This is a genomic window from Rathayibacter sp. AY1B7 (assembly GCF_002932735.1).
In the GTDB taxonomy this organism is placed as follows: domain Bacteria; phylum Actinomycetota; class Actinomycetes; order Actinomycetales; family Microbacteriaceae; genus Rathayibacter.
This window is the reverse complement of the sequence record NZ_PSWK01000010.1, coordinates 97,945-110,820: the sequence shown is the minus strand read 5'-3', so window position 1 is coordinate 110,820 and position 12,876 is coordinate 97,945. Positions and strand designations below refer to the sequence as shown.

Here is a 12,876-nt window from a genome sequence, read left to right as displayed (position 1 = left end):
GCGAAGCTGCTGTGCAGGCCCTCGTCGGCGACCGGCTTGATCGCGGCCAGCGGGGAGACCGGCCGTGATCCCGCTCGGCCGGGTCCCCGACGCGCACGCCTGCTCCCGAGCGGGCTGCCCGCGGACGGCGACGTTCGCGATCGAGTGGAGGAACCCGAGGATCCACGCGGAGGACCGTCGGAAGACCTGGCTGGCCTGCGGCGAGCACCGGGAGTTCCTGCGCGAGTTCCTCCTCGCCCGCGGCTTCCCGCTCGAGGTGAAGCCGCTCTACACGGTCGACCGCGGAGCGGAACGATGAGCGGCGACGCGCCCCGTCCCTCCTGGCGCTTCGTCTTCTCGCGACGCTGGTTCGGCTACCTCGCTCTCGCGATCGTCTTCGCCGTCGCCTGCGTGCTGCTCTCGCGCTGGCAGGTCGCGCGGCTCGACCAGGCCGCCTCGACCAACCGGCTGGTCACCGCGAACTGGACCGCCGACCCGGTGGCGCTCGACGGGCTGCTCCCCGCCGACTCCACGTGGGACGACGCGCTCGAGTACCGCCCGGTCGAGGTCACCGGCGTCTACGAGACGCAGGGGCAGACCCTCGTCCGCAACCGGCCCTACAACGGCAACCCCGGCTTCGAGATCCTGACGCCGCTGCGGCTCGACGACGGCAGCGTGTTCGTCGTCGACCGCGGCTGGGTCCCCGTCGGCTCGACCCAGGACTCCCCCGACGCGATCCCCGCGCCGCCCGAGGGGGAGGTGACCGTCGTCGCCCGCCTGAAGCCCGCGGAGGGACGGATCGACGGACGCTCCGCACCGGCCGGCCAGATCGCCACGATCCAGCTCGACGACCTGTCGGCGCAGCTGGACGAGCCCCTGCGGACCTCGGCGTACGGCCTGCTGGTCGCCGAGGCGCCGGCGCCGGTCGAAGCTCCCCCGCTGGCCGCGATCAAGCCGGTCGCCGACGAGGGCCTGCACATCAGCTACGCCATCCAGTGGGTGCTGTTCGCCGTCATGGGCTTCGGCGGGCTCGGCTGGGCGATCCGCCACGAGTACCGCATCCGCAACGCCGACGACCCCGAGGTCGTGGCGGCCGAGGAGCGGCGCGAGGAGCGCCGCCGACGCCGCGGACGCAGCGACTCCGAGGTCGAGGACGAGCTGCTCGACGCTCGCTAGGCGAGCGTGATCAGGTCGAGGTAGTCGGCCGCCCAGTGGTCCTCGGTGCCCTCCGGCATGATCAGGACGCGCTCGGGGTTCAGCGCCTCGACGGCTCCCTCGTCGTGGCTGACCAGGACGACCGCGCCCTCGTAGTGCGCGAGCGCGTCGAGGATCTCCTCGCGGCTCGCGGGGTCGAGGTTGTTGGTGGGCTCGTCGAGCAGGAGCACGTTCGCGCCCGAGACCACGATCATCGCCAGGGCGAGACGGGTCTTCTCTCCGCCGGAGAGGACCCCGGCCGGCTTGTGCGAGTCGTCCCCGGTGAACAGGAACGAGCCCAGGACCCGGCGCGCCTCGGTCTCGGTGAGGTTCGGGCTGGAGGAGACCATGTTCTCGAGCACCGAGCGCTTGACGTCGATCGTCTCGTGCTCCTGCGCGTAGTAGCCGATCCGGAGGCCGTGCCCGGCCTCGATCACTCCGGTGTCGGGCTGGTCCACGCCGCCCAGGATGCGCAGGAGCGTCGTCTTGCCCGCTCCGTTGAGCCCCAGGATGACGACCTTGGAGCCGCGGTCGATCGCGAGGTCGACGGCGGTGAAGATCTCGAGCGAGCCGTAGCTCTTCGACAGGTTCTGAGCCTGCAGAGGGGTGCGACCGCAGGCGGACGGGGTCGGGAACCGGAGCTTCGCGACGCGGTCGACCGCGCGGACCTCCTCGAGCCCGCTGAGCATGCGCTCGGCACGCGCGACCATCTGGTGCGCCGCTGCGGCCTTCGAGGCCTTCGCGCCGAACTTCGCGGCCTGCAGCTGGAGGGCGCCGGCCTTCTTCTCGACGTTGACCCGCTCCTTCTTGCGGCGCTCCTCGTCGGCGGCGCGCTGGCGCTGGTAGTTCTTCCAGTTCATGTTGTAGACGTCGATGACCTGGCGATTGGCGTCGAGGTAGAAGACGCGGTTCACGGTCTCGCCGACCAGCTCGATGTCGTGGCTGATCACGATGAAGCCGCCGCGGTAGTTCTTGAGGAACTCGCGGAGCCAGACGACGGAGTCGGCGTCGAGGTGGTTCGTCGGCTCGTCGAGGATCAGCGTGCTCGCGTCGGAGAAGAGGATGCGCGCGAGCTCGATGCGGCGCCGCTGGCCACCGGAGAGCGTCTTGAGCGGCTGGTCGAGGATCCGGTCGGGGAGGTTGAGGTTGCTCGCGATCGACGCGGCCTCCGCCTCAGCCGCATATCCGCCGAGGGAGAGGAAGCGGTCCGTGAGGTTGCCGTACTTCTTCATGCCGGCCTCGCTCACGGAGGTGTCGCTGCTCGACATCGCGACCGTCGCCTCCTGCATGCCGAGCACCAGCTGCCCCAGCCCGCGGGCGTCGAGGATGCGGGTGCGCGCCAGCTCCTCCGGGTCGCCGGAGCGCGGGTCCTGGGGGAGGTAGCCGATCTCGCCGCCGCGGTCGACCGTGCCCTTCGAGGCGATGAGGTCGCCCGCGAGGACCTTGGTCAGCGTCGTCTTCCCCGCCCCGTTGCGGCCGACGAGGCCGACCTTGTCGCCGTCGCCCACCCGGAAGGAGACGTTCTCCATCAGGAGTCGGGCGCCGACTCGGAGTTCGAGGTCGTGCACGCTGAGCACAGTGCTGTCCGTTCCCGCCAAGAAATGGCGTTCGGTTCGGGAGGAGTGGGGCAAGGGGCCGCGATGCGGCAGCCCCCTAGTATATTTCCTGAGCCGCGGGGCGGATCCACGTCCGCTCACCGCGGACGCGCTCGCTCCTCGCTCTCGGGCGACCAGGACTCTCGGAGATCACCCATGTCCCCTTCCTCTTCCGCCCTCCCGCGCCCGGTCCTCGCCGACCGGCTCGTCACCCGCTCCGTCGCGACCGACGCCCTGCTGGTGCTCGCGGGTGCAGGTCTCACCGCAGCGATGGCGCAGCTGTTCATCCCGATGTGGCCGGTCCCCTTCACGGGCCAGACCTTCGCGGTCCTCCTGGTCGGCACGACGCTCGGCGCGCTCCGCGGCGCGCTGTCCATGCTCGTGTACGCGCTCGTCGGCGCTCTCGGCGCCCCGGTCTTCACCGAGGGCTCGCACGGCTGGGCGGTCCTCGCGGGTCCCACCGGCGGCTACATCGTCGGTTTCGTCCTCGCGTCGATCGTCACCGGATGGCTCGCTCAGCGGCAGTGGGACCGTCGCGTCGTCGGCACGCTGGTGACCTTCCTCGCCGGCACCGCCACCATCTACCTCGTCGGCCTGCCCTGGCTGGCCGCCGCCCTCGCCTCGCTGGGGCTGCCAGCCGACCTCGGCTCCGTCCTCTCCGCGGGACTCGTGCCCTTCCTGGTCGGCGACGCGCTCAAGGCGCTGGTCGCTGCCGCGCTGCTCCCCACCGCCTGGGCGATGCTCTCGCGACGCTCGCGCTGAGCGGTCGCACGGACGCCGAAGGGCCGGGAGGACGATACCTCCCGGCCCTTCGGCGTCCAGCAGCGGTCGAGCCGCCCGGTCCTCCTACTTGACCTCGGTGGAGACTCCACCGACTCGACCGGCGGGGACGACGACGGCCCTCGACGCCGGAGTCGACCCGTCCGGCCGTTCCGACTCCACGACGGACCGCGACCGGCTGAAGACGACAGGAACGCCGAAGGGCCGGGAGGACGACTCCTCCCGGCCCTTCGGCGTCGGTGTGCAGCGGCTAGATCGAGAAGCCGAGTGCGCGCATCATGTCGCGCCCGTCCTCGGTGATCCGGTCGGGACCCCACGGCGGCATCCAGACCCAGTTGATCCGGAACGCCTCGACGATGCCGTCGAGCGACTCGGCGGTCTGCTCCTCGAGCACGTCGGTCAGCGGGCAGCCCGCCGAGGTGAGGGTCATGTGGATGACGAGGGCGTCGTTCTCGTCGTCCCAGCCCAGGTCGTAGATGAGTCCCAGGTCGACCACGTTGACCCCGAGCTCGGGGTCCATGACGTCCTTGAGGGCCTCCTCGACCTGGTCGAAGAGCTTCGGCTCGAGAGTGGTGACCGCCATGATCAGACCGTCGCCGAGGTCAGGAAGCGGTCGTAGCCCTCGTCCTCGAGCCGGGTGGCGAGCTCCTTGCCGCCCTGCTCGGCGACGCGGCCGGCGACGAAGACGTGGACGAAGTCGGGCTGGATGTAGCGCAGGATCCGCGTGTAGTGCGTGATCAGCAGCACGCCGAGACCGGTGCTCTGGTGGGCGCGGTTGACGCCCTCCGACACGATCTTGAGCGCGTCGACGTCGAGGCCGGAGTCGGTCTCGTCGAGGACGGCGAACTGCGGGGCGAGCAGCTCGAGCTGGAGGATCTCGTTGCGCTTCTTCTCGCCGCCCGAGAAGCCCTCGTTGACGTTGCGCGCCGCGAAGGACGAGTCCATGCGGAGGTTCGCCATCGCCGACTTGACGTCCTTCGTCCACGTGCGGATGGCGGGCGCCTCGCCGGCGATCGCGGTCTTGGCGGTGCGGAGGAAGTTGGTGTTGGTCACACCGGGGATCTCGACCGGGTACTGCATGGCGAGGAAGAGGCCCGCGCGGGCGCGCTCGTCGACGGACATGTCGAGGACCTCGACGCCGTCGAGGGTGATCGAGCCGCCGTCGACGTGGTACTTGGGGTGTCCCGCGATCGTGTACGCGAGGGTGGACTTGCCGGACCCGTTGGGGCCCATGATCGCGTGGATCTCACCCTGGTTGATGGTGAGATCGACACCGCGGAGGATCTGCTTGGTCCCCTGCTCGGTCTCGACACTGACGTGGAGATCGCTGATCTGGAGAACGGACATTCAGACTTCCTTCGTGACGGTCGGGTCGATGTAGACGTCGCCGTCGATGATCTCGACGACGAAGACGGGGACCGGCTCGTAGGCCGGGAGGTTCAGCGGGGTGCCGGTGCGGAGGGAGAACTGGGAGCCGTGCGCCCAGCACTCGAGGCTGTCGCCCTCGACGAAGCCCTCGGAGAGCGAGATCTCACCGTGGGTGCAGGTGTCACCGATGGCGTGGATCTCGCCGGCGGAGTCCTGCACGACCGCGATCGCGACTCCGTCGACCTCGACACGCATGGCCTGGTTGGGGATCAGCTCGGAGACCGAGCAGATCATCGCGGCGTTGCTCATGCGGTGACCGCCGCTCCGCGGGAGGAGCCGGTCTGGCCGGCGCTGCCGGCGAGCTCCGCCTCGATCGCGAGCTGCAGGCGGTCCTCGAGCTCGGCGACCTTGATCTGCTGCACGATCTCGCTGAGGAACCCGCGCACGACCAGGCGTCGCGCCTCGTCCTCGCGGATCCCGCGGGACTGCAGGTAGAAGAGCTGCTCGTCGTCGAAGCGGCCGGTCGCCGAGGCGTGCCCCGCTCCGGCGATGTCACCGGTCTCGATCTCGAGGTTCGGGATGGAGTCGGCGCGCGTGCCGTCCGAGAGGACGAGGTTGCGGTTCTGCTCGTAGCTGTCGGTGCCGGTGGCGCTGTTGCGGATCAGGACGTCGCCGATCCAGACGGTGCGCGCGCCCTCGCCCTGCAGCGCGCCCTTGTAGGTCACGCGGCTGCGGGTGTCGGGGGCGTCGTGGTCGACGTACACCTGCTGCTCGAGGTGCTGGCCGCCGTCGGCGAAGTACAGGCCGAAGAGCTCGCCGTCCGCTCCGCGCTCGACGAGGTGCGCCGAGGGGTTCACCCGGACGATGGAGCCGCCGAGGGTGACCACGATGTGCTTCACCTTCGCGTCGCGTCCGACCCGCACGAAGTGGTTGGCCAGGTGCCGGGCGTCGTCCGCCCACTCCTGCACGGTGACGACGGTGAGCTGCGCGCCCTCGCCGACGAGGATCTCCACGTTCTCCGCGAGGGAGGCCTCCCCCTCGTTCTGCAGCACAACGACGGCGCGGGCGTAGGGCGCCGCCTCGATGATCGTGTGCGCGGCGCGGGGTGCGGAGCCGAGGCCCGAGCGGACGAGGGTGGCGACCTTCTCGTCCTCTCCCGTCACGCGGACGGCGAGAGCCTTCTCGAAGCTCGACCAGGCGTTCGCGGCGGCACGGTCCTCGGGGAGGCCGGCAGTGCCGATCCGCTGGTCGTCGCGGCCGACCCACGAGACGTCGACACCATCCACCGGCGTGTGCTCGACCGGGACGGGCGAGCCGTCGAGCGCGCCGTCGATGAGATCGCCGAGGCGGGCGACGGGGGTCAGCTTCCAGGCGATCTCGCGGCCGGTGACGGCCTCGAAGGCCTCGACGTCGGCCGACGCGAAGCGCTCGGAGCGCGTCTGCACGGGCGTGAACGCCCCGTCGGAGTGGGCGCTGATGCCCAGGCGCTCAGCGGCGGCCGCGCCGTCGATCTCGGGGGTCGCGGCGCTCGTGGGGACCGTCATCTGGCGGTGGTTCCTTTCGATGGGTGCGGGGCGCCCCGTCCGGGCGCCCCTTCGAGGGGGGAGGCGGGCGTCAACCGACGCTGCCCTCCATCCCCATCTCGATGAGCTTGTTCAGCTCGAGGGCGTACTCCATGGGCAGCTCGCGCGCGATCGGCTCGATGAAGCCGCGGACGATCATGGCCATGGCCTCGTCCTCCGGCAGGCCGCGCGACATCAGGTAGAAGAGCTGCTCCTCGCTGACCTTCGACACCGTCGCCTCGTGGCCGAGCTGCACGTCGTCCACGCGGATGTCGATCGCCGGGTAGGTGTCGGAGCGCGAGATGGTGTCGACCAGGAGGGCGTCGCAGCGCACGGTGTTCGCCGAGTGGTGCGCGTTCGCGTCCACCCGGACCTCGCCGCGGTACCCGGCGCGACCGCCGCCGCGGGCGATCGACTTCGAGACGATCGACGACTGCGTGTACGGCGCCATGTGGACCATCTTCGCGCCGGCGTCCTGGTGCTGGCCGGGGCCCGCGAACGCGACGGAGAGGGTCTCGCCCTTGGCGTGCTCGCCGACCAGGAAGATCGACGGGTACTTCATCGTGACCTTGGAGCCGATGTTGCCGTCGATCCACTCCATCGTCGCGCCCTCGTGCGCGATCGCGCGCTTGGTGACGAGGTTGTAGACGTTGTTCGACCAGTTCTGGATCGTCGTGTAGCGCACGCGGGCGTTCTTCTTCACGATGATCTCGACCACGGCCGAGTGCAGCGAGTCCGACTTGTAGATCGGAGCCGTGCAGCCCTCGATGTAGTGGACGTAGCTGTCCTCGTCCGCGATGATCAGGGTCCGCTCGAACTGGCCCATGTTCTCGGTGTTGATCCGGAAGTAGGCCTGCAGCGGGATGTCGACGTGGACGCCCTTGGGGACGTACACGAAGGAGCCGCCGGACCAGACCGCGGTGTTCAGCGCCGCGAACTTGTTGTCGCCCGCGGGGATGACGGTGCCGAAGTACTCCTCGAATATCTCGGGGTGCTCGCGCAGCGCCGTGTCGGTGTCCATGAAGATGACGCCCTGCTCCTCCAGGTCCTCGCGGATCTGGTGGTAGACGACCTCGGACTCGTACTGGGCCGCGACGCCGCCGACGAGGCGCTGGCGCTCCGCCTCCGGGATGCCGAGCTTCTCGTACGTGTTCTTGATGTCGTCCGGGAGGTCGTCCCAGGTCTGCGCCTGCTTCTCGGTGGAGCGGACGAAGTACTTGATGTTGTCGAAGTCGATATCCGACAGGTCGGCGCCCCACGTCGGCATGGGCTTGCGCTCGAAGAGCTTCAGGGCCTTCATGCGGCGGTCGCGCATCCAGGCGGGCTCGTTCTTGAGCGCGGAGATGTCGGAGACGACCTCGGGCGAGATGCCGCGTCGCGCGGAGGCTCCGGCGGAGTCCGAGTCGGACCAGCCGAACTCGTAGACGCCCAGGCTCTCGAGCTCGGGGCGGTCGATCAGGATGTCTGACATGTGTACCTCGTTTCCTACCCACTGCTAACCGGTCGGGTCCCGGAGTCATTCCCCCGGGGGTGGCCCGCGGGTGCTCTCCGGCCGGTCGCGCGATCGATCTGATGCGCGGAGCGGATGATGTGCGTCCCTGGATTCCGGAGGTGTGCGTCGGCGCTCCATCGGGCCGTGTGCGGATCACGTGCGCAGGGTGCGTCGAACCGTGACCAGCTTCTCATTCTACCGGCGTCCGCCGTTCAGCGGAACCTCCGCACCTGGGTGTCGGCCGGGCACCGGTGACGTGCCTCCAGACGCGCATGGCCATACCGGTGTCGGTGGTCCGTGATTCGGTTCCGCCATGACGAACGACGCATCGACCCCGATCCCCGCACGACTCGTGACCGCCCTGGTGGGCGCCGGCCTGCCGACCGGACCCGCACGGGCGTTCGGCCCTCTCGCCCGCGCGATCGCGGCCGACCTCCCGCTGCGGGCGCTCCCCCGCGTGCTCCTGCGCCTCCGGCGGCACCTGCTCTCCGCCGAGCCGGAGCCCGCGGTCAGGCGGCGGGCTGGAGCTCCTGGGCGGCGTCCCGGCGCTGGGCGCGCACGGTGAACAGCCTCGGGTTCACGTCGAGCAGCACGCGGACCGCGCCGACCCAGATGAGCGCCGAGCCGAGGAGGTGCACCGCGACGAGCGTCTCGGGCAGCGCGGTGAGCGACTGCACGACCCCGACCAGCGCCTGCAGCACGACGACCACGAGGAAGGCGATCACGCGCCGCCGGGCGAGCTCCGAGCCCGCCGCCCGCGACAGGCGCAGGAGCAGCGCGGCGCCCACGACGAGCACCGCCGTGCCGAGCACGCCGTGCACGACGGTCACGCTCTCCCAGTGGAACTGCATGCGGGGCACCTCCGCGGAGTCGCCGGCGTGCGGGCCGGTCCCCGTCACGAGGGTCCCCACGAGGATCACGAGGAGCGTCAGGCCGACGAGCCCGATGCTGAGCGCCCGCGTCGGGCGGTCGGGCTCGAAGGCCACGGACTGCGAGCGGTGGGCGCGGTGCCACGTCAGTGCGGTGGTGGTGAGGAGGGCGATGGCGAGAACGAAGTGCCCGGCCACGATGTACGGGTTGAGGCCCGAGTGCACGGTCGCGCCGCCCGCGAGGGCGTTCGCGACGACGAGCCAGAACTGCGACCAGGCGAGCCGGGTCATGGTGCGGTCGCGCGGCTTCTGCAGGCGCGCGGCCGTGATCGCCCAGCCCACCGCGACCACGAGGACGCCGGTGAACGCGCGGTTCGTGAACTCGATGAAGCCGTGGATCCCGAGCTCGGGGGTCGAGGTGAGCGAGCCCGGCTCGCACGCCGGCCAGGTGGGGCAGCCGAGGCCCGAGCCGGTCAGCCGGACGACGCCCCCGAAGAAGATGATCAGGATGCTCGCGACGAGCGCCGCGGTGGTCCCCCAGCGCAGTGCGCGCGGACCCAGGGTCACCCGCTCGGCGAGCAAGGAGAACGGCGTCACCATCAGAAGGGGAGCAGCGGGTCGATGCCGACGGCGAGGAAGAGCAGGGTGAGGTATCCGATGGACCCGTGGAACACCCGCATCGGCGAGACGTGCTCGTGACGGATCGCGAGGCTGTAGAGGCGGTGCGTCTCGGCGATGAACCAGACTCCGCTGCCGAGCGCGACCACCGTGTAGAGCACCCCCATTCCGGCGACGGGGATCAGCAGGAGCGAGCAGGCGACGGTGGCCCAGGCGTAGAGGATGACCTGGAGCCCGACGATCGTGCGCCCGCGCACGACGGCCAGCATCGGCACGCCGGCGGCCTGGTAGTCGTCCCGGTACTTCATCGACAGCGGCCAGTAGTGCGGCGGCGTCCAGAGGAAGATGACGGAGAAGAGGATGACGGGGGCCCAGTCGAGCGAGCCGGTGACCGCCGCCCAGCCGATCAGCACCGGCATGCAGCCCGCGATGCCGCCCCACACGATGTTCTGCGGCGTCCGGCGCTTGAGGAAGAGCGTGTAGAACACGACGTAGATCAGGATCGCGGCGAGCGAGAGGCCCGCGGAGAGCCAGTTGGCCGTGAGGCCGAGCCAGACGATCGACAGGACGCCGATCGTGGTCGCGAAGACGAGCGCGGCCCGGTCCGAGATCTCCCCGGTCACGAGCGGCCGGTTCTTCGTCCGGTTCATGATCCGGTCGATGTCGCGGTCGAAGTAGCAGTTGAACGCGCCCGCGGACCCGGCGCTCAGGGCGCCGCCGATCAGGACGTTGAGGACCAGCAGCAGATTCGGGATCCCGCCCTGCGCCAGGATCATCGTCGGAGCAGTCACCACGAGGAGCAGCTCGATCACGCGCGGCTTCGTCAGAGCGACGAAGGCCTTCACCTTGCGCGAGAGGGTCGTCGGCGACGCCCCGTCCCGCTCGACGGCGGTGGTCTCCACGACTGCGTCCATTGCTCCTCTAACGATTCGATGATCCCGAACGAGTGTAATGCGCCCGTCCGGGAGCCGGGCCCGGCGTGCACGCTTGTCCAATCGGACGCAGACATATGCGACCACGCAACCCCCGGTCAGCGGCGCACCCCCCTCCGTATACTCGAGACTGCTCGCCAGAGCGCCCGCCACGCACCCGAGCCCGCCCGACGATCGTCGGCACGGGGCCGAGAGGGCCGTCGCCGGAGCATCGTGTCGAAGTCGTCATGCGGCGTGCTCCACCATGCGAGAGGGCGGACGGTCCCCGTCTGCCCCACGTCTCGAGAAAGGTCAGTACCAAGTGTCAGAACTGCAATGGGAATCCATTGACGAGAAGGCAGTCGACACGGCGAGGGTTCTCGCCGCGGATGCGGTCGAGAAGGTCGGCAACGGCCATCCCGGAACCGCCATGAGCCTCGCGCCCGCCGCCTACCTCCTGTTCCAGAAGGTCATGCGCCGCGATCCGTCCGACGCGACCTGGATCGGCCGCGACCGGTTCATCCTGTCGGTCGGCCACTCCTCGCTGACCCAGTACGTCCAGTTCTACCTGGGCGGCTACGGACTCGAGCTCGACGACCTCAAGGCGCTGCGCACCTGGGGCTCGAAGACCCCGGGCCACCCGGAGTACGGCCACACCGACGGCGTCGAGATCACCACCGGGCCGCTCGGCCAGGGCCTCGCCTCCGCCGTGGGCTTCGCCTACGCCTCGCGCTTCGAGCGCGAGCTGTTCGACCCGGAGGCCGCCGCGGGCACCTCCCCGTTCGACCACTTCGTCTACGTGATCGCCGGCGACGGCGACCTGCAGGAGGGCGTCACCAGCGAGGCCTCCTCGCTGGCCGGCCACCAGAAGCTCGGCAACCTGGTCGTCATCTACGACTCCAACCAGATCTCGATCGAGGACGACACCAACATCGCCTTCACCGAGGACGTCAAGGCGCGCTACGAGGCCTACGACTGGCAGGTCCAGGTCGTCGACTGGAAGAAGACCGGCGAGTACCACGAGGACGTCGCCGAGCTGCACGCCGCGATCGAGGCCGCGAAGGGCGAGACCGACAAGCCGTCGCTCATCATCCTGCGCACCATCATCGGCTGGCCGTCGCCGAAGAAGCAGAACACCGGCAAGATCCACGGCTCCGCCCTGGGCGCCGACGAGCTCCGCGGACTCAAGGAGGTGCTCGGCTTCGACCCCGAGAAGACCTTCGACGTCGCCGACGAGGTCATCGAGCACACCCGCAAGGCCGTCGAGCGCGGCCAGGCCCAGCACGCCGAGTGGGACGAGCAGCTCGCCGCCTGGGCGTCCGCGAACCCCGAGAAGAAGGAGCTGCTCGACCGGGTCCTCTCGGGCGAGCTGCCCGAGGGCGTCCAGGAGGCGCTCCCCGTCTTCGAGCCCGGCAAGGAGGTCTCGACCCGCGCCGCGTCCGGCAAGGTCATCAACGCCCTCGCCGGCGTGATCCCCGAGCTGTGGGGCGGCTCCGCCGACCTCGCCGAGTCGAACAACACGACGATCGAGGGAGCCGGCTCCTTCGTCCCGACGGAGTTCTCGACCCACGAGTGGACCGGGAAGAAGGGCGGCCGCGTGCTGCACTTCGGCATCCGCGAGCACGCCATGGGCGCGATCCTCAACGGGATCGTCCTGCACGGCAACACCCGCCCCTTCGGCGGCACCTTCCTGATCTTCTCCGACTACATGCGCCCGGCGGTCCGTCTCGCCGCGCTCATGAAGGCGCCGGCCATCTACGTCTGGACCCACGACTCCGTGGCGCTCGGCGAGGACGGCCCGACGCACCAGCCGGTCGAGCAGCTGTCGACCCTCCGCGCGATCCCGGGCCTGGACGTCGTCCGCCCCGGCGACGCGAACGAGGTCGCCTACGCCTGGAAGACCATCCTCGAGCGCCGCGAGGGCCCCGCCGGCCTCGCGCTCACCCGTCAGAACATCCCGGTGTTCGAGCGCGGCGAGGGCGACGCGGAGGGCGAGACCTTCGCCTCCGCCGCGAACGTCGCCCGCGGTGCCTACATCCTGGCCGAGGCGCCGGGCGGCACCCCGGACGTGATCTTCATCGCGACCGGCTCCGAGGTCCAGATCGCCGTCGAGGCGCGCGAGGCCCTGAGGAGCGAGGGCGTCAACGCCCGCGTCGTCTCGGCTCCGTCCCTCGAGTGGTTCGAGGAGCAGGACGCCGAGTACCGCGAGAAGGTCCTGCCCTCCTCGGTGAAGGCGCGCGTCTCGATCGAGGCCGGCCTGAGCCTGGGCTGGCAGAAGTACGTCGGCGACGCCGGCCGCTCCGTCTCGATCGAGCACTTCGGCGCCTCGGCCGACTACAAGACCCTGTTCCGCGAGTTCGGGATCACCACCGAGGCGGCACTGTCCGCCGCCAAGGAGTCGCTCGCAGCCTCCTGACCCGAAGGCCGCGTCCACCACGGACGCGGCCTTCGCCGTCGGAGCAGCGGCCCCCTCACACCACGCACCACCTACGCAGAAGAAGAAGAGAC

At 70.2% G+C, this 12,876-nt stretch carries 12 protein-coding genes; 4 read left to right on the top strand and 8 right to left on the bottom strand.

Annotation, left to right across the window (positions count from 1 at the left end; all coding sequences use genetic code 11):
- Positions 1-64 precede the first annotated feature (64 nt).
- Together C5C95_RS07815 and C5C95_RS07810 are read left to right on the top strand one after the other, a co-directional pair.
- Positions 65-298, top strand: coding sequence for a hypothetical protein (locus C5C95_RS07815; RefSeq protein ID WP_104324172.1), 234 nt, complete (start codon positions 65-67; stop codon positions 296-298).
- Positions 295-1,155 carry an SURF1 family protein gene (locus C5C95_RS07810; RefSeq protein ID WP_104324171.1) on the top strand — a complete coding sequence of 287 codons (861 nt, stop codon included), beginning with the start codon at positions 295-297 and terminating at the stop codon, positions 1,153-1,155. Before C5C95_RS07815 ends, C5C95_RS07810 begins: the two co-directional genes overlap by 4 nt.
- Here C5C95_RS07810 and C5C95_RS07805 read toward each other — a convergent pair.
- Positions 1,152-2,750 carry an ABC-F family ATP-binding cassette domain-containing protein gene (locus C5C95_RS07805; RefSeq protein ID WP_104221943.1) on the bottom strand — a complete coding sequence of 533 codons (1,599 nt, stop codon included), beginning with the start codon at positions 2,748-2,750 and terminating at the stop codon, positions 1,152-1,154. The genes C5C95_RS07810 and C5C95_RS07805 overlap by 4 nt on opposite strands.
- Before the next feature lie 174 nt (positions 2,751-2,924).
- Here C5C95_RS07805 and C5C95_RS07800 point away from each other — a divergent pair, with 174 nt between their 5' ends.
- Positions 2,925-3,530 carry a biotin transporter BioY gene (locus C5C95_RS07800; RefSeq protein ID WP_104324170.1) on the top strand — a complete coding sequence of 202 codons (606 nt, stop codon included), beginning with the start codon at positions 2,925-2,927 and terminating at the stop codon, positions 3,528-3,530.
- Positions 3,531-3,798: 268 nt separating this feature from the next.
- Here the strand turns inward: C5C95_RS07800 and C5C95_RS07795 are convergent, their stop codons facing one another.
- From C5C95_RS07795 to C5C95_RS07765, 7 genes are all read right to left on the bottom strand, one after another.
- Complete coding sequence (locus C5C95_RS07795; RefSeq protein ID WP_104221939.1) at positions 3,799-4,131, bottom strand: metal-sulfur cluster assembly factor; 333 nt, start codon at positions 4,129-4,131, stop codon at positions 3,799-3,801.
- 2 nt (positions 4,132-4,133) lie between these two features.
- Complete coding sequence (gene sufC, locus C5C95_RS07790; protein ID WP_104221937.1) at positions 4,134-4,895, bottom strand: Fe-S cluster assembly ATPase SufC; 762 nt, start codon at positions 4,893-4,895, stop codon at positions 4,134-4,136.
- Positions 4,896-5,225 (bottom strand): non-heme iron oxygenase ferredoxin subunit, encoded by a 330-nt coding sequence (locus C5C95_RS07785; protein ID WP_077222834.1) that lies wholly within the window; start codon positions 5,223-5,225, stop codon positions 4,896-4,898.
- Positions 5,222-6,460 (bottom strand): Fe-S cluster assembly protein SufD, encoded by a 1,239-nt coding sequence (gene sufD, locus C5C95_RS07780; RefSeq protein ID WP_104324169.1) that lies wholly within the window; start codon positions 6,458-6,460, stop codon positions 5,222-5,224. The genes C5C95_RS07785 and sufD overlap by 4 nt, the downstream gene beginning before the upstream one ends.
- A gap of 70 nt (positions 6,461-6,530) precedes the next feature.
- On the bottom strand, positions 6,531-7,949 hold the full coding sequence (sufB, locus tag C5C95_RS07775; RefSeq protein ID WP_104221933.1) for a Fe-S cluster assembly protein SufB: 1,419 nt from the start codon (positions 7,947-7,949) through the stop codon (positions 6,531-6,533).
- Between the two features lie 530 nt (positions 7,950-8,479).
- Positions 8,480-9,439 (bottom strand): heme A synthase, encoded by a 960-nt coding sequence (locus C5C95_RS07770; RefSeq protein ID WP_104324168.1) that lies wholly within the window; start codon positions 9,437-9,439, stop codon positions 8,480-8,482.
- Positions 9,439-10,371 (bottom strand): heme o synthase, encoded by a 933-nt coding sequence (locus C5C95_RS07765; protein WP_104221928.1) that lies wholly within the window; start codon positions 10,369-10,371, stop codon positions 9,439-9,441. Before C5C95_RS07765 ends, C5C95_RS07770 begins: the two co-directional genes overlap by 1 nt.
- Positions 10,372-10,690: 319 nt before the next feature.
- Between C5C95_RS07765 and tkt the strand changes: the two genes are divergently transcribed.
- Complete coding sequence (gene tkt / locus C5C95_RS07760) at positions 10,691-12,784, top strand: transketolase (RefSeq protein ID WP_104225291.1); 2,094 nt, start codon at positions 10,691-10,693, stop codon at positions 12,782-12,784.
- Positions 12,785-12,876 lie beyond the last annotated feature (92 nt).